This is a genomic window from Gordonia sp. NPDC057258 (assembly GCF_042668985.1).
In the GTDB taxonomy this organism is placed as follows: Bacteria; Actinomycetota; Actinomycetes; order Mycobacteriales; family Mycobacteriaceae; genus Gordonia; species Gordonia hongkongensis.
Genome location: NZ_JBHUXZ010000009.1, coordinates 121,219 through 136,832 on the forward strand (window position 1 = coordinate 121,219; position 15,614 = coordinate 136,832).

The 15,614-nt window shown below is 67.7% G+C and carries 16 protein-coding genes; 8 read left to right on the forward strand and 8 right to left on the reverse strand.

The genetic code is table 11. The features are described 5' to 3' along the window. Positions 1–20 precede the first annotated feature (20 nt). Together ACFUEJ_RS09315 and ACFUEJ_RS09320 are read right to left on the reverse strand one after the other, a co-directional pair. Positions 21–410 (reverse strand): hypothetical protein, encoded by a 390-nt coding sequence (locus ACFUEJ_RS09315; protein ID WP_078112108.1) that lies wholly within the window; start codon positions 408–410, stop codon positions 21–23. Positions 411–799: 389 nt separating this feature from the next. Further along, positions 800–1,729 carry an LLM class F420-dependent oxidoreductase gene (locus tag ACFUEJ_RS09320; protein WP_388028825.1) on the reverse strand — a complete coding sequence of 310 codons (930 nt, stop codon included), beginning with the start codon at positions 1,727–1,729 and terminating at the stop codon, positions 800–802. A gap of 128 nt (positions 1,730–1,857) precedes the next feature. On the opposite strand from ACFUEJ_RS09320, the gene ACFUEJ_RS09325 reads away from it, so the two are divergent. Beyond that, entirely contained in the window at positions 1,858–2,271 is a 414-nt protein-coding gene (locus ACFUEJ_RS09325) for a hypothetical protein (RefSeq protein WP_065631983.1), read from the forward strand. Positions 2,272–2,394: 123 nt separating this feature from the next. Here ACFUEJ_RS09325 and ACFUEJ_RS09330 read toward each other — a convergent pair whose 3' ends face one another. Then, a complete protein-coding gene (locus ACFUEJ_RS09330; RefSeq protein WP_388028828.1) occupies positions 2,395–2,898 on the reverse strand; it encodes a DinB family protein in 504 nt (167 codons plus the stop codon). Between the two features lie 69 nt (positions 2,899–2,967). Here ACFUEJ_RS09330 and ACFUEJ_RS09335 point away from each other — a divergent pair, with 69 nt between their 5' ends. The 5 genes from ACFUEJ_RS09335 (at position 2,968) to ACFUEJ_RS09355 (ending at position 8,613) form a co-directional block, all read left to right on the forward strand. After that, positions 2,968–4,422 (forward strand): LLM class flavin-dependent oxidoreductase, encoded by a 1,455-nt coding sequence (locus ACFUEJ_RS09335; protein WP_259935500.1) that lies wholly within the window; start codon positions 2,968–2,970, stop codon positions 4,420–4,422. After that, positions 4,419–5,462: a methionine ABC transporter ATP-binding protein gene (locus ACFUEJ_RS09340; RefSeq protein ID WP_288815957.1), complete on the forward strand. Its 1,044-nt coding sequence runs from the start codon at positions 4,419–4,421 to the stop codon at positions 5,460–5,462. Before ACFUEJ_RS09335 ends, ACFUEJ_RS09340 begins: the two co-directional genes overlap by 4 nt. Continuing rightward, positions 5,459–6,166 (forward strand): methionine ABC transporter permease, encoded by a 708-nt coding sequence (locus ACFUEJ_RS09345; RefSeq protein WP_259935502.1) that lies wholly within the window; start codon positions 5,459–5,461, stop codon positions 6,164–6,166. The genes ACFUEJ_RS09340 and ACFUEJ_RS09345 overlap by 4 nt, the downstream gene beginning before the upstream one ends. Before the next feature lie 87 nt (positions 6,167–6,253). Further along, the gene (locus tag ACFUEJ_RS09350; RefSeq protein WP_058250790.1) at positions 6,254–7,192 is read left to right on the forward strand and encodes a MetQ/NlpA family ABC transporter substrate-binding protein; all 939 of its coding nucleotides are present in this window, start codon (positions 6,254–6,256) and stop codon (positions 7,190–7,192) included. Positions 7,193–7,275: 83 nt separating this feature from the next. Beyond that, positions 7,276–8,613, forward strand: a complete 1,338-nt coding sequence (locus ACFUEJ_RS09355; protein ID WP_311277977.1) for a YibE/F family protein — start codon at positions 7,276–7,278, stop codon at positions 8,611–8,613. A gap of 15 nt (positions 8,614–8,628) precedes the next feature. Here ACFUEJ_RS09355 and ACFUEJ_RS09360 read toward each other — a convergent pair whose 3' ends face one another. After that, a complete protein-coding gene (locus ACFUEJ_RS09360; RefSeq protein ID WP_311277997.1) occupies positions 8,629–9,474 on the reverse strand; it encodes a hypothetical protein in 846 nt (281 codons plus the stop codon). A gap of 306 nt (positions 9,475–9,780) precedes the next feature. Here ACFUEJ_RS09360 and ACFUEJ_RS09365 point away from each other — a divergent pair, with 306 nt between their 5' ends. Next, positions 9,781–11,016 carry a TerD family protein gene (locus ACFUEJ_RS09365; protein ID WP_388028834.1) on the forward strand — a complete coding sequence of 412 codons (1,236 nt, stop codon included), beginning with the start codon at positions 9,781–9,783 and terminating at the stop codon, positions 11,014–11,016. Positions 11,017–11,040: 24 nt separating this feature from the next. Here ACFUEJ_RS09365 and ACFUEJ_RS09370 read toward each other — a convergent pair whose 3' ends face one another. From ACFUEJ_RS09370 to ACFUEJ_RS09385, 4 genes are all read right to left on the reverse strand, one after another. After that, positions 11,041–12,291: an SfnB family sulfur acquisition oxidoreductase gene (locus ACFUEJ_RS09370; RefSeq protein WP_388028836.1), complete on the reverse strand. Its 1,251-nt coding sequence runs from the start codon at positions 12,289–12,291 to the stop codon at positions 11,041–11,043. Beyond that, positions 12,288–13,415, reverse strand: coding sequence for a dimethylsulfone monooxygenase SfnG (gene sfnG, locus ACFUEJ_RS09375; RefSeq protein WP_388028838.1), 1,128 nt, complete (start codon positions 13,413–13,415; stop codon positions 12,288–12,290). The genes ACFUEJ_RS09370 and sfnG overlap by 4 nt, the downstream gene beginning before the upstream one ends. Before the next feature lie 67 nt (positions 13,416–13,482). After that, positions 13,483–14,661, reverse strand: coding sequence for an LLM class flavin-dependent oxidoreductase (locus ACFUEJ_RS09380; protein WP_388028840.1), 1,179 nt, complete (start codon positions 14,659–14,661; stop codon positions 13,483–13,485). A 199-nt stretch (positions 14,662–14,860) separates the two neighbouring features. Next, positions 14,861–15,223 (reverse strand): rhodanese-like domain-containing protein, encoded by a 363-nt coding sequence (locus ACFUEJ_RS09385; RefSeq protein WP_388028842.1) that lies wholly within the window; start codon positions 15,221–15,223, stop codon positions 14,861–14,863. On the opposite strand from ACFUEJ_RS09385, the gene ACFUEJ_RS09390 reads away from it, so the two are divergent. Next, positions 15,218–15,598 carry an Lrp/AsnC family transcriptional regulator gene (locus ACFUEJ_RS09390; protein ID WP_388028845.1) on the forward strand — a complete coding sequence of 127 codons (381 nt, stop codon included), beginning with the start codon at positions 15,218–15,220 and terminating at the stop codon, positions 15,596–15,598. The two genes, ACFUEJ_RS09385 and ACFUEJ_RS09390, sit on opposite strands and share 6 nt — an antisense overlap. The last annotated feature ends 16 nt before the right edge of the window (positions 15,599–15,614 follow it).

The window sequence follows — 15,614 nt, forward strand, 5'->3', positions numbered from 1 at the left end:
CCCTGATCTCGTTTCGGTGTTCAGTGCCAGCCGAGTCGGGCAGCGACCGACTTGCCTGCCGACTCGAGGGCGCCGAGCGGACGGAAGGCGGCCTCGCCGATACCGACGAGTGCCTCGACCCGCCCGACCACCCGTTCGAGCCGCCCGACGATGTCGGACATGCGGTCGACGGTGGCGTCGACCTGGTCGAGGGTTCCGGAGAGTCGCACCAGCGTCACGTCGAGTTTCGCGATCGTCGAGTTCAGCCCGTCCAGGGTGGGGCCGAGTCCGTCGAGGGTCTCCCCCATGTCGGCGATGATGCCCTCGAGTTGCTCGACGGTCACGTCGGCGTTGAGCGCGGCCTGCGCCAGCTTCTTGATCCGTTGACGTTCCGGCGGTCTCGATGATGTGTGCTCGCCCCTGTCGGCCATGAGGTTGATTATGGCCCATCCTGGTCGGCCCGGGTGCCGGGTCGGGGGAACCCTTCGAGGACACTCGACTGTCTAATCCGACAGAACCACCAAACCCCTGGTCCCTGTGCCGAAAGAGGCGCATAACCCCTGCTCCCGAATCCGAAAGAACCACAAAACCTCTGGTCCCTGAGGTGTGAGGAGCGCAAGCGACGAGCCACGAAGGGCCTGGCGAGACACGTTGCAACACCCTTCGTGGCTCGCTTCGCTCGCACCTCAGGGAGCATGGGATCTAGCCACTCATACTCGTGGGCGGGTGCCTTCATGGTCCACGACGGCCGCCGGGCCGCTGACACTGAGGAGCAAGCTTTGCGAACGCCGCACCCAGCAGACGGGGTGCCCGCGGGCGCTCACGCCAACTGCGGAGCGACCTTCGACGCGACGAGCTCGAGGTGATCGAGATCCGACAGATCAAGGGTCTGCAGATACATGCGCGTGACGCCCAGCTCGCCGTAGGTCGCGATCTTCGCGGCGACCTCGTCCGGGGTTCCGGCAGCCCCGTTCTCGCGCAGCTCGTCCGGTTCCCGGCCGATGGCCTCGGCCCGGCGCCGGAACTCGGCTTCGTCGCGGCCGCAACACAATACGAGCGCGGCGGAGTAGGTCAGCGACTCCGGGTCGCGGCCGGTGTCGACGCACGCCGTGCGGACGCGCCCGATGAGATCCCCGGCGACGTCGAGTGGTTGGAACACGACATTGAACTCGTCGGCGAAACGCGCGGCCAGCGCGGGCGTCCGCTTCTTGCCACTGCCCCCGATGATGATCGGCGGGCGCGGGTGCTGCACGGGTTTGGGCAGGGCCGGCGATTTCGAGAGGCGAAAGTGTGTGCCCTCGTAGTCGAACTCCTCGCCCAGCGGGGTCTGCCACAACCCGGTGATGATCTCGAGGTTCTCCTCGAGGCGGTCGAACCGTTCCCTCAACGGCGGGAACGGGATTCCGTACGCCTCGTGCTCACCCTCGTGCCAGCCCGTTCCGATTCCCAATTCGACACGGCCACCGCTCATCTGATCGACCTGGGCGACTGCGATCGAGAACGGCCCGGGTAGCCGGAAAGTGGCCGACGAGACGAGCGTCCCCAGCCGGATTCGCGAGGTCTCGCGCGCCAAGCCCGCCAACGTGATCCACGCGTCGGTCGGCCCGGGGAGGCCGTCGCCGCCCATTCCGGCGAAATGGTCGGAACGGAAGAAGGCATCGAAGCCCAGGTCCTCGGTCGCCTTGGCGACGGTGAGCAGATCGTCGTAGGTCGCACCCTGCTGGGGCTCGGTGAAGATTCGCAGTTGCACGTTTCCAACCTACGCGCGCTGGGCACACGACCGGTGGCGAGGCGGCGTGCGAAGCGGACCCCATCCGGCCCGGCGGCCATTCCGAATCGCTCCACGCACGACACCGTTCCTCGACAAAGGAGTCCAACATGAAGACAGTCACGCGCACAGCTCTGGGTTTCGTCGTCGCCGCCGCAGGTGCGACCGCAGTATCGCTCGCCGCCGCGCCGTCCGCCGGCGCCGCGCCCACCGTATGTCCGGCACTTCCCGGCCAGTCCGCCTCTGCGGCCTCGTGTAGCGCCGACTCCGGCCCGACCGGACTCTCGCTCGCCATCACCGACAACGGCGGCGAAGCCAACGTCACCGCCGACAACTTCGCCGGACCCGCGGCCATCGCCCTCGGTCCCGGAGCGACGGTCACCATGGACGGCATCCGTCCCGGCCTGGCCATCGGTATCGCCGGACCCGGCGGCGAGGTCGTCGTCGACGGCAAGAACGGCCCGACCTGCAAGGGACCCGCGTTCGCCGGTGACTTCCAGACCTTCAAGGGCTGCCTGTCCTGACCGTCTAGATCCCGACCGCGATTTCGAACCAACCTTCCGTCAAACCCACCCCTTTTCCGTGAACCCACCCGGTCCGAGCGCTGTGGGTTTACGGAAAAGGGGTGGGTTTGCGGGACCAGAACATCAGGACAACAGGCCCCGGACGTATGCCGCCTGACCGATGTGCTGGGTGTCGTCGTCGATCACGCTGAGCAATCGTACGCCCAACGTGACCGGCGGGTCCCAGTTCTCGTCGACGACGCGGTCGAGATCTGAATCCGACAGCGCGCCAATGTAGTCGACGCTGACCGCGTGCGTGGCGTCGTAGTAGCCGCGCAACAGGTCCGGGTCGTCGACGACGACCCGCGCCGCCTCGTCGGCCGACTGCCCGTACCCGCTCTCGCCGGGGTCGAACGGCAGACCGAACCGTTCGACCCATCCCCCGGTCACCCACACCTCGTCGGTTCCGGCGACGTCGGCGACGTGCGAGTCCTGCACGCGCGTCAGATGCCACACGAGCCAGGCGATCGTGTTGGCACCGGGCGCGGGAGACCGGTTCAATTCCTCGGTGGAGATGTCGTCCAGGACGGCGTGAACGTTCTCGACGACTCGACCGAGACCGTCGAGCAACACATCTGTGGATCGCATGGCACAAGTTTAGGTTCGCGGTGGGCACAACGATGGCCACTCCGACGATCCGTCAGCATCATTCCTCCGGTGTCAGAACCGAATGCCCCACGTAAGATCCGATTCAACGCCTTCGACATGAATTGCGTTGCGCACCAGTCACCGGGTCTGTGGCGCCACCCCGACGACCGGTCGTGGGACTACAACACCATCGACTACTGGGTCGACCTCGCCCGCTTGCTGGAGACCGGCGGATTCGACGGTCTGTTCATCGCCGACGTCCTGGGCACCTACGACGTGTACGCCGGCAACGACGAAGCCGCCATCCGCCAGGGTGCGCAGATCCCCGTGAACGACCCGCTGTTGCTCGTCTCGGCGATGGCGCACGCCACCGAGCACCTCGGCTTCGGGGTCACCACCGGTACGGGTTTCGAGCATCCCTACCCCTTCGCACGGCGTCTGTCGACGCTGGACCACCTCACCCGTGGCCGGATCGGCTGGAACGTGGTGACGGGATACCTGCCTGCGGCAGCCCGCAACATGGGCGCCGACGATCAACTCGAGCACGACGAGCGCTACAACCAGGCCGATGAGTACCTCACCGTGCTGTACAAGCTCTGGGAGGGTTCGTGGGAACGCGACGCTGTTCTCCGCGATCGCGAGGCGGGCATCTTCGCCGACCCGGCCCGGGTCCATCACATCGGGCACCGCGGAAAGCACTTCACCGTGCCCGGCATTCACCTCGCCGAGCCGTCGCCGCAGGGTTCACCGGTCATCTACCAGGCCGGGGCCTCGCCTCGCGGCCGACGTTTCGCCGCGGAGAACGCCGAGGCCATCTTCGTGGCCGCGCCGACCAAGGCCATCCTGCGTGATGTGGTGAGCAAGGTGCGCGACGAGCTGATCCTGGCCGGACGCGACCCGTACGACGCGAAGATCTACACGCTGCTGACGATCATCACCGACTCGACTCCGGAGGCAGCCCGCGCGAAAGCCGCGGAGTACCAGTCCTACGCCAGCACCGAGGGTGCGCTGGTCTTCATGTCGGGCTGGATGGGCATCGACCTCGCGAGTTACGAGATCGACGAACCGATCGGCAACGTGCACAGCAACGCGATCCAGTCCGCGGTCGCCGCTTTCCAGCAGGCGAGCGACACCGGCGAGGAATGGCGCGTGCGGGACATCGCGGCGTGGGGCGGCATCGGCGGAATGGGTCCGGTCCTGATCGGCTCCGGCGACGAGGTGGCAGAAGCCCTGCAGGACTGGGTGACCGAGACCGACGTCGACGGCTTCAACGTCGCCTACGCGGTGACCCCCGGATCGTTCGAGGACATCATCACCCACGTGGTGCCCGCCCTCGAGCGGCGCGGACTCTACGACCGGGACTACGTCCCGGGAACCCTGCGCCACAAGCTCTTCGGGCGTGGCGATCAACTGCCGGAGAACCATCGCGGGTCCACGTACCGGGTCGGTGGGAGCAACTCGACCATCGACGATTCGATCAGGGAAGCCGCTCAGCTCACCAGCGCGAACGGGGGCCTCCGGTGATCGAGGTGGTGGGGTTGACGAAGGTGTTCGGTGTCGGTTCGCCCGACCCGACGACGGTGCTCGACGAGGTCGACTTCACTGTCGACGCCGGTGAGATCTTCGCCGTCGTCGGCCCGTCCGGCGCCGGCAAGAGCACGCTGGCCCGGTGTCTGAATCTGCTGGAACGTCCGACGTCGGGCAAGGTCGTGGTCAACGGGGAGGATCTCACCGCACTGGGCACGTCGGGCCTTCGCGACGCCCGGCGCCGGATCGGCACCGTGTTCCAGTCGGCGAGTCTGCTGTCCCGGCGAACCGCGGCGCAGAATGTCGCTTTGCCTCTCGAATATCTGGGTGCGACAAAGCGATCGACCACGGCACGCGTCGGCGAACTTCTCGATCTGGTCGGCCTCGCCGACAAAGCGGACCTGTATCCGCATCAGCTGTCCGGCGGTCAGCGGCAGCGCGTCGGCATCGCTCGGGCCCTCGCACTCAAACCTTCCGTCCTGCTGTCCGACGAAGCCACCTCGGGTCTGGATCCCGCGGCCACGGACACCTTCTTACGGCTCCTCACCGACGTTCGGGACGAACTGGATCTCGCGGTGGTGTTCATCACCCACGAGATGGACACGGTCGTGCGGGTCGCCGACACCGTCGGCCGTCTCGAACGCGGCCGCATCGTCGAGCACGGCCGGCTGGAACAGGTGGTCCTGGAACCGGATTCGGTTCTGGGACGGGCACTCCGGCCGCGCGGGCCGAGTGCGCAACCGGCCTCGGCCGAAACCCCGATCTCGGTGGTCTACCACTCCGCGACGGTCCCCGCGGACTGGTTGACCCAGCTGGGCAGGCGACTCGACATCTCGATCTCGGTGCTGGGCGCCAACGTGCAGACCATCGACGGCACCGTCTTCGGCGATCTCACCGTGTCGGTGCCCACCGGACACGCGTCGGCATTCATCGGCGCCGCGGGTGAACTCGGCCTGGCCGCACGCCTTCTCGACGCCACCGCGACCGCGGGCGGTACCGCCGTCGAGACCGTCACCGGCTCCGAGGTGGCCGCGTGAGCACCACGTATTCGGCGAACATCACGGTGCCGCTCGACGAGATCCCCGACCTGCTCATCCCGGCGGCCATCGACACGGTCCTGATGGTGAGCATCGTGATGGTCGTCGTCCTGGTGGTGGGAGTCCCGCTGGGCGCACTCATCCACAACCTCGCTCCCGGCGGGCTTTTCGCACGACGCTCGTTGCACACCCCCCTGTCGTGGGTGATCAGCATCGGTCGGTCGTTGCCCTTTCTGGTGCTGATGACGGCGATCATCCCGTTCACCCGCCTGGTCACGGGCACGAACATCGGCATCGCCGCGGCGGTGGTACCGATGTCGATCGCCGGCATCGCCTTCTTCACACGCATCGTCGAGAACTCGCTGCGGTCGGTCCCGGCCTCGACGATCGACGTGGCACGTGCGTCCGGCGGATCGAACGCCCAGATCATCTGGAAGGCACAGGTTCCCGAGGCGCTGCCGAGCATCGTCGGCGGACTGACGATCAACACCATCGCGATGATCGAGTACTCCACGATCGCCGGCACCATCGGCGCCGGCGGACTCGGATACGTGGCGGTCACCTACGGCTACCAGCGATTCGATCAGGGGGTCATGGTCGCCACCATCATCGTGCTCATCGTGACGGTGGCCGTGATCCAGGTCGCCGGCGACGCCCTCGCCCGCAGCCTCAACCCGGTCACGTCCCGCCGGGCCAACCACTGAAGAACCACAAAACCGCCGGCCGGCTCTGCTCCCTGAGCGGCGGAGCGCTCGTCACCGCATCACCCAGCCACACCCGAAAGGCACCCCATGACACAGGACACCGGTTCCACCACCGGCACCTCATCGAAATCCGGCGAGACTCCCTCTCCGCCCGGCAGTTCCGGAATCGAGATCTCGACACGTCGCCGCTGGCCGCTGATCGTCGGCGCGCTGGTCGTGGTCGCCGTGATCGCCGCCGTCGTCGGCTGGCGCTTCCTCGGGTCCGACTCGACGTCGCCCAACGAGACCGCCGGTGCGACACTGACCGTCGTCACCGCCGAGGGCAACGCCTCCGAGCAGGCACTGGTCGAGTTCATCGCCGACGAGGTCGCACCCCGGTATGACATCAAGGTCGCATTCAAGGGCCTGTCCGACTCCACGACGCTGAACCGTGCGGTCAGCGACGGGGAGGTCGCGGGCACCGTCTATCAGCACAAGCTGTGGCTGTCGCAGGTCCTCGAGGCGAACCCGGACTTCCAGGAGGAAGCCGCGACGCCGGTGTTCCGCTGGGGATTCGGCATCTGGTCGGACAAGTACCGCGACGTCGCCGACCTGCCGCAGAACGCCCGCGTCTCCCTCTACTCCGATCCCGCGAACGAGGCCCAGGGACTCTGGCTGCTCGAACGCGCCGGACTCATCACGCTGAAACCAGGCGTGGACAAGTGGAAGGCGACCCAGAAGGACATCGCCACGAATCCGCGGAACCTGCAGTTCGTCCTGCTCGACTTCGCCGCCCAGTCGCGCTCGCTCGCCGACCTCGACGCCACCGTGGGCTACACCGAGTACTACCTCGCCGCGAACATCGACATCGCCAAGCAGATCTACGCTCCGCCCGCTCCCGACGAGTTCGCCGGGCAGCTGACCATCGGAACGCAGTGGAAGGACACCGAGAACATCAAGAACCTGGTCGCCGCGTTCAAAGACCCTGCCGTGCAGGAATTCCTGCGGACCGATCCGCGGGTCAAGGGCATCCTGCTGCCCCTGTGACCGGCGTCGGCACTGCTGCACACCCCATCACCGCACCCGGGTCGCCCATCGCGACCCGGGTGCGGTGCGCATAGGCTCACCGCGTGAGCCGCACACATCACGGGCACGGTCATGCGCACTCGCTGTCCGACATCAGCCACACGCTGTCGCCGATCGCCCGGTGGTTCGTCATCGGCACGCTCGCGGTGACCGCGGTCGCGGTCGCGGTCGGCATGGTCGTCCTGTGGCCGTCGGATTCCGAACACCCGATCCCCACCCAGTTCCGGTCCGCCGACGGCGGGCCGATCACCACGGTCGACGGCGAGATCGTGGACCAGTTCCATGCGAATTGCCTCAACTCGATGGCGGGATCAGTGCTCGAGACCGCCGACATACCGGTGAATCCGGTGCCGGGTGGGCCGTGCATCCTCAACGCGGTCCGGTTCACCTCCGGTGACGTGGCCGGCAAGTACACCGTCCTGGAGATCCCGACCAACCGGGCACAGGCCGGATCCGGGCCCGACACCGTGGCCCCCGCCGCCGGCACGCTCGACGACCCCCAGGCCGGCCAGCCGACGTTGAACGTCGGTGACGACATCCGGCTCGCGACCGTTCCCGGCCCCGACGGCAGCAACCGGTACAGCTTCTTCGACTTCCAGCGCGGACCGGCGATCATCTTCTGGGCCGTGCTGTTCATCGCCGCGATCGTGCTGGTGGCGGCGTGGCGCGGGTTCCGCTCGATCATCGGGCTGGCGATCGCCTTCGGGATACTCACCGTGTTCACGCTGCCGGCCATCCTCGACGGGTCGTCCCCTGTCGCGGTGGCGGTCGTGTCGTCGGCGGTGATCCTGTTCGTGGTCCTCTACCTCGCGCACGGTGTCAGTCTCCGGACCAGTTCGGCTCTGCTCGGGACGCTGACCTCCCTCCTGCTCGCGGGATTCCTGAGCTCGCTCGCCATCCGGACCATGAACCTCACCGGGCTCTCGGGCGATCAGACCACCAATCTGCAGGTGTATCAGGGCAACATCTCGGTCAGCGGTCTCCTGCTCGCCGGGTTCATCATCGGCACCCTCGGTGTTCTGAACGATGTCACGATCACCCAGGCCTCGGCGGCCTTCGAGCTGGCCGCGGCCGGCGAACCGTCACGGCTCGCGACCTTCCGCGCCGCGATGCGCGTGGGCCGCGACCACATCGCGAGCACGGTGTACACCCTTGTCTTCGCCTACGCGGGCAGTGCGCTGCCGCTGATGCTGTTGTTCTCCGTGGCCCAGCAGCCGTTGGGCGGACTGCTCACCACCGACGTCGTCGCGGTGGAGTTGGCCCGCTCGTTCGTCGGCGGTATCGCGATCGCGCTGTCGGTTCCGCTCACGACGGCGATCGCCGCCGCGCTCACGACCCCGGCGGGCGCGGGACGTACACCGGCCGCGCACGCCGCGGCCTGAGGTCACGGCCCGCGATCAGCATCGACCCTTGGGGAGGTCGGCCAGGTTCTTTCCGAGCCAATTGCCGAGCCGGGTCAGCATCTTGGTCCCGTCGGTGAACGATCCACTCCGCGGGATCGCCGCCATCGACACCGCGACCTGGCCGCTGGTCGTGGTGATGATGCCCAGTTGCCGCACCAGATGCGCCGACGACTTCGACGTCGCCGGACCCCAGCCACCCTTGACCGCGGTCACCGCTCCCTGACTGCGCCCCACCTTCGCGATACCCCACTGCTGGTTCGGGGCGACGGCGCTCATCAGCCGGATGAGGTGTTCGCTGTCGGGCAGACACGGCAGGTGAGCGCCGAAGATCGCCTGGTCGCGTAGCGCCCAGGCGGTGTGACCGGGGTACGACGGCGGATTGTCGACCTCGGAGGACACGTGTGTCCGGACGTCGTGGCCCTCACGGAGGACCGCACTGACAGCGTCGACGGACGCGTGCCCGCCGCCGAGCACCCCCCACAATTCGCCGGCTGCATCGTTGTCGGAGAACGTGATCGCCTTGTCCTCCATCGCGGCGACCGCTGGACCGCGCTCGCGCTGCGCGGCGAGCGACACCGGGACCTTCATCGTCGACCATGCACGTCCCGATTTGAGCGACCCGAGTGAGATGACCTCGTCCCCGCCGACGGGCACGATCGCGATCCCGAGCTGGCCGGGCAAGGACTTCCGCATCGACTTCGTCAGTGCGGCATAGCTCTTCGCGAGCTTTTTGTCGAGCGGTTCCGGGGGCTTGAACCACGTGGCGAAGGGTTCCGGCAGTGGCGGCATCACGGGGAGCGGTATCGCCGTCGCCGAGCCCGCGCCGATCACCATCGACATCGCCACCGCGCAGAACACCACGCCGATCCTGGTCACAACATTCACATCTGTCTCCTGAGTCACTTCAGACACATGAGACTAGGGCGGTCGCGCACCAGGGACCAGGCTGTATACCCAATCGGAACCTTGCTGGGACCGGGGTCACACCCACTGACCAACCTGGCGCTGAAAACCACCCTCCACGAAAGAGCCAACATCGTATTGTCGTCGCCCCCTCTCGGTCGGGTGGTCTTCAGACGCGGGTCGCCGCCTCACATGACTACGCTGTGCGTATTCGGCCCGACTGAAATGAGGAATCGCCCGGAGATGTCTGCTCTGACCAAAGGCCAGAACGGCCCGTTGCCGACCCCCGATGTCATCGTCTCGGTGGACCTCGCGACCGCCGCCGACCTGTCGGCCCTGCTGGTCACCGACCGGGGGGTGGTGCGTACCGACGACGACTTCGTCTTCTACAACCAGCCGACCGGGCCCGGCGTCCGGCTGGAACAGGCCGCCGCAGGTTCTGCGCGACTGCACATCTCGACCGCTCGAGTACCTGCCGACATCGACGCGGTCCGCGCGGTCATCACGCTCGACGACGCGTCGTCGACCTTCGGCCGTTTCGCACCGCCGGTCGCTCACGTCACCGACGAAGCGGGCCGGCCGCTGTACGACTTCACCGTCACCGGCCTCACCAGCGAGTCGGTGGTCATCGCCCTCGAGGTGTACCGACGCAACAGCGAGTGGAAGGTACGTGCCATCGGTCAGGGATATGCGGGCGGTTTCGCCGACCTGGTCCGCGACCACGGGGTGAGCGTCGACGACGAGCCGCAACCGATACCCGCCCCGCCCGCGCCGATCAGCTACTCGCGGCCGTCGGCGCCGACTCCCCCGGCACCCGCGCCCCCGGCGGCGGCGCCCACTCCCGCGCCCCCTGCACCCGCACCGCCTGCTCCCGCACCCCCGGCGCAGCCCGCCGAGGTCAGCCTGCGCAAGGGCGCCCCGGTGAGCCTGGCGAAAGGCCAGAAGGTCACCCTCCGCAAGGAGGGTGGCGTGGCACTCACCGACATCCAGATGGGACTCGGGTGGGATCCGGTGCGCGGCGGATTCGGGCGCGGGGGCTCGATCGACCTCGACGCCTCGGTGCTCATGTTCTCGGGCGGGAAGTGCGTCGAGACCGTCTACTACGGTCACCTCAACAGCAAGAACCGTTCGATCCTGCACTCCGGCGACAACCTCACCGGTGAAGGCGAGGGCGACGACGAGGTCATCCGCGTTGCGCTGCAGTCGGTCCCACCCCAGATCGACGCGTTGATGTTCATCGTCACGTCGTACCGGGGCCACACGTTCGAGAAGATCGAGAACGCCTACTGCCGGCTCGTCGACGAGACGACCTCCGCCGAGCTGGCCCGTTACACCCTCAAGGGCGGGATGCCGTTCACCGCGGTCGCGATGGCGGTCATCTCCCGCGACGGCGGCGAGTGGAAACTGCGTGCGATCGGCGACGGTTTCAACGCGAAGACCCCGAAGAAGGCCGTGCCGCTCGTCGGCCGCTACCTCTGACGCCGACGCCGGACGCCCCCGCGGTCAGATCACGCCGTGCAGGGGCGGCTCCTCGCCGCGCAGAACCCAGCGCCCGATGTGCTGGTACTTCCATCGCACGGGGTCGTGCAGCGTGTGCGTCCGGGCGTCGCGCCAGAAGCGATCCAGCCCCCCGCCACCGGCGGCACTGCGGGTCCCGCTCACCTCGAACAGGGCCGACGCCACCGAGGGGGCCACCCGGTCGGCCACCACCTTCGCCGTCGCGACTGCGATCGAGGCCTCCGCGACCAACTCGCGCGAGGACGATTCCGGGGTACCTCCCACTGCCGCGTCGACTCTTCGACCGGCCTCGGCGAGGGTCGCCTCGGCGGTCGCGACCTCGACCTCCAACTCGCCGAAGCGCTGCACCAACAGCGGATCATCCACTGCTCGTTCGACATTCGCCTCGAACCACGGTCGTGACTTCGTACGCACGAACTCCGACGCCGCGCGCAGCGCACCGCGGGCGATACCGACGTCGATCGCCGCATGGAGCAGCTGGGCGAAGGCGCCGTAACCGGTGGGCGCAGATGTTGCCGGTGCGCGCGCCACCAGATCCGCGAGACCCAGGCCGACCCCGCTGAACCGGACGGTCCCCGAGCCGGTCGTGCGCTGTCCCACCGCATCCCAGTCGTCGACGATCTCCACGCCGTCGGCATCGGCCGGGACGAAAGCCACGTACTCCCCGGGTGCGAGGTCGCCGACGGCGACGTCCAGCCACGCGAGGACGGCGAGGGTGTCCGCGAACAACGAACCGGTGCAATAGAACTTCTCACCGTCGAGGACGAAACGCGTCGATGCTCGATCGGCCACCGGACTCAACCGTGTCGAGATGTCGGCGATGGTCTTGCCGCCCCGCTCGGACTGCGCGTTGGCCACCCGTCCACCCGCGAGGACGTCGGCGAAGATTCGCTCCTGCAACACTTCTCCCGCGGACAGGCGGACGAGATTGAGGTAGACGAAGTGGCTGTGCGGGATCTGCGCGATGCTCGCGTCCGCGGCGGCCAGGATGGACACCACCTCGGCGAGCGCACTGGGACGCAGGTCGAGACCGCCGAACCGAGCCGGGACGGTGAGTGCCAGCAGCCCCGACTGCGACAGACGGTCGATCTCGGCATGGGGCAACCGACGTTCGCGGTCGCGCTCGGCCGCCCCGACCGCGAATTCGGCGGCCAATTCGCGCGCGATCGACAGCGCCTCGGCCTCGGACCCGATCCGCACGGCGGACCGAACCCGCGCCTGGCTCACTGCGGTCACGCCACTCCCGCAGGCGTCGGGGCGGTGTCGCTCTGGGCGCCCTCGATCTCGCGCACCAGAGGCAGCACCTTCTCACCGAAGTCCTCGATCTCCTCCTGGAAGTGCAGGAAGCCGCCGAGGATCAGGTCGACGCCCAGACGCTTGTAGGCGACGATGCGTTCGGCCACCTGCTCCGGGGTGCCGATCAGCTGGGTCCGGAAGCCGTCGTTGTACTGGACGAGGTCCTCGAACGACGAGTCGGCCCACATGCCCTTCTTGTCGCCTGTCGAGTTCCCGGCCTGCTGGACGGCGTCCCGGAAGCCCTCCACCGCAGGGCGATTCGCCTTCTCGACGATCTCGCGCAGAGTGTCGCGGGCCTCTTTCTCGGTGTCCCGCGCGATGATGAAGCCGTTGAGCCCGAACTTCACCTCGCGCTCGTGGGCACGTGCGACGGCGCGGAGGTCGTCGAGCTGCTCGGTCACGCCGTCGAAGTCCTTGCCGTTGGAGAAGTACCAGTCCGCGTACCGTCCGCCGTTGTTGCGGGCGGCCGAGGAGTTCCCGCCCTGGAACAGCTCGGGGTTCGGACGCTCGACGGTGTTGAGCGGCTTGGGCTTCAGCGTGAAGTCGTGGATGCGGTAGAAGTCGCCGCGGTAGTCGACCTCGTCCTCGGTCCAGATCTTGCGGATCACCTCGAGGAACTCTCCGCTGCGCCGGTACCGCTCGTCGTGCTCGAGCCACGGCTCGCCGAGGTGGGTGAACTCGTCCTTGAACCAGCCGCTGACGACGTTGATCGCGAAGCGACCCTTGGACAGGTGGTCGGCGGTGGCGCCGAGCTTCGCCAGGACGGCCGGATGCCAGAGCCCCGGGTGCACCGCCGCGATCACCTTCAGCCGCTGCGTGGCGAGCAGGAGCGCGAGGCTGAAACTGGTGGATTCGTGCTGGTATTCGGCTCCGTAGCTCGCCTCGTACCGCACCTGCGACAGCGCGTACTCGAAACCGTTGTTCTCGGCGGTCTGCGCGAGTTTGACGTTGTAGTCGTAGTCCCAGCCGGTGCGTTGCTCGATGGTGCTGGTGACCAGGCCACCGCTGACGTTGGGCACCCAGTAGGCGAACTTGATCTGGTCCGCGATGGACTCGGTGGACATGGCTACCTCCGCGAGGTGTCGGTTACAAGGCGAGAAAGGACGTGGTGAAGGTGAAAAGTGTTGTCGATCAGGATGATGCAGCCTGCAGGCGCGGCAGGAACGCGGTGCGCACGGCTTCGGACGGGCCGGCCGACGCCGGGTCGAGCAGTCCGAGCCGGGCGAGAGCGGGCCGGACCCCGTCGCCGAAGTGGTACGCCTCTTCGAGATGCGGATAGCCCGACAGGATGAAGTGGTCGAGTCCGAGCGCGGCGTACTCGGCGATGAGTGCGGCCACTTCGTCGTAGGAGCCGACCAGCGCCGTACCCGCACCACCACGGACGAGCCCGACCCCGGCCCACACGCCGGGGTGGATCTCCAGCGAGTGCGGATCGTTGTGGTCGGCGAAACCGGCTCCACGACCGTGGAGTTCGGACATACGTCGCTGGCCCTCGGACTCCGAGCGCGCCAGGTTCTGCTGCGCAGTCGCGACCTGGGCCGGATCGAGCGCACCGAGCAGACGGGCCACCTCGGCCCAGGCCTGCTCCGACGTCTCGCGGGCGATCACGTGAAAACGGATGCCGTGCGAGAGTTCCCGGCCCTGCGCGGCCGCGAGACCGTTGACCCACGCGATCTTCTCGGCCACCGCGTCCGGACGCTCGCCCCAGGTGAGGTAGGTGTCGGCGTGCTTGGCGGCGACGTCACCGGCGGCCGGCGACGATCCGCCGAAGAAGATCTCCGGCGTCGGATCGGGACGACGTCCGAGCTGCGCACCCTCGACGCGCAGGTACTTCCCCACCACGTCGACGGGTTCTTCCTCGGTCCAGAGCCGCCGGATGATCTCCAGGTACTCGTCGCAACGCTCGTACCGCGCGTTCTTCGCGAGGAAGTCGCCGAAGGCGCGCTGTTCACTCGACTCGCCGCCGGTGACGACGTTGACCAGAAGGCGGCCCTGCGAATGCCACTGGAACGTGGCGGCCATCTGGGCGGCCAGCGTCGGCGAGATGAGCCCGGGGCGGAACGCCACCAGGAATTTGAGGCTCTCGGTGGCGTCGATCAGAGCGGCGGTGGTCAGCCAGGCGTCCTCGCACCAGAGACCTGCCGGGGTCAGGACGGCTTCGAAGCCGTTGGCCTCGGCGGCGCCGGCGAGCTGTTTGAGGTACCGCAGATCGGCCGGCCGGTCCCCTGTCATCTGGCTGCCGTGTCCGCCCGCGATCAGATTGCGCGAGTCGCCGTAGGTGGGCAGGAACCAGTGGAAATGCAGAGACACCGCGAGGGCACCTTTCGGTCGGGTCGGCACGTGACGAGCACGACACCGCCTCGACTCCCGCCTCGGGGCGAGTGGGCCGGCGCGGTGCCTCGGCCCAGTGTCCGGCACCATCGCGTCGACGGACCACAGTTGAAATCGCCCTGAGGGCAAATCGACAACCGCGGGGCCCGGCCGCTAGGCGTCGGCGGGTACGACTGTTTCAGCAGTCGCAGACCACCGAGTCCAGTGGCACGGTGAGCGGGTCTTTGGACCGGATGATCCGGCTGTGATCATTCTCGACGGGGTAGCCCTCGCGCGCCCAGTATTCGTAACCGCCGATCATCTCCTTGACCCGGTAACCCAGCTTGGCGAACTCCAGCGCGGCCCGCGTCGAACCATTGCATCCGGGCCCCCAGCAGTACGTCACAACCGGTGTGCTCGTTGCTATCTCGTCGACGGCGCGCGCGGCGATCTGTGCCGTCGGCATGTGCACGGCTCCGACGATGCGCCCCTGCGCCCACGCCGCCTCACCTCGTGAGTCGATCAAGACGAAGTTCACACCGCGTTCCTGATCGGCGTGCACGTCGGACGCATCGGTCTCGAAGCCCGCCTCGAAGAATCCGGGGTGATCAGCGGCTACAGCGCCAGCGTCGACCCCGAGCGGCTCGGGTTCGCGATCCTGGCCTTCCTACGGCTGCGGTATCCCAGCAGTAGGTACGAGCCATTGCACACCCTGCTCGCAGGGCTACCCGAAGTCATCGAGGCGCATCACGTCACCGGCGACGACTGTTTCATCATGAAGGTCGTCGCCACCGACATGAAGCACCTGGAACGGGTCAGCGGCATGGTCGGAACCCTCGGCAGCGTCACCACCAATGTGGTCTACTCCTCCCCGCTGCCACCTCGCCCGCTACTGCCGCCCGGGTCGGGACTCACCGAGAGCGCCGACAAGCTGTAGGTCGGCAACTACCAGG

Excerpts from the sequence above, each read along its gene's own strand:
- ACFUEJ_RS09315 (WP_078112108.1), bottom strand. The coding sequence starts at position 410 with ATGGCCGACAGGGGCGAGCACACATCATCGAGACCGCCGGAACGTCAA.
- ACFUEJ_RS09325 (WP_065631983.1), top strand. The coding sequence starts at position 1,858 with ATGAAGACAGTCACGCGCACAGCTCTGGGTTTCGTCGTCGCCGCCGCA.
- ACFUEJ_RS09330 (WP_388028828.1), bottom strand. The coding sequence starts at position 2,898 with ATGCGATCCACAGATGTGTTGCTCGACGGTCTCGGTCGAGTCGTCGAG.
- ACFUEJ_RS09350 (WP_058250790.1), top strand. The coding sequence starts at position 6,254 with ATGACACAGGACACCGGTTCCACCACCGGCACCTCATCGAAATCCGGC.
- ACFUEJ_RS09360 (WP_311277997.1), bottom strand. The coding sequence starts at position 9,474 with ATGTCGATGGTGATCGGCGCGGGCTCGGCGACGGCGATACCGCTCCCC.
- ACFUEJ_RS09365 (WP_388028834.1), top strand. The coding sequence starts at position 9,781 with ATGTCTGCTCTGACCAAAGGCCAGAACGGCCCGTTGCCGACCCCCGAT.
- sfnG (WP_388028838.1), bottom strand. The coding sequence starts at position 13,415 with ATGTCCACCGAGTCCATCGCGGACCAGATCAAGTTCGCCTACTGGGTG.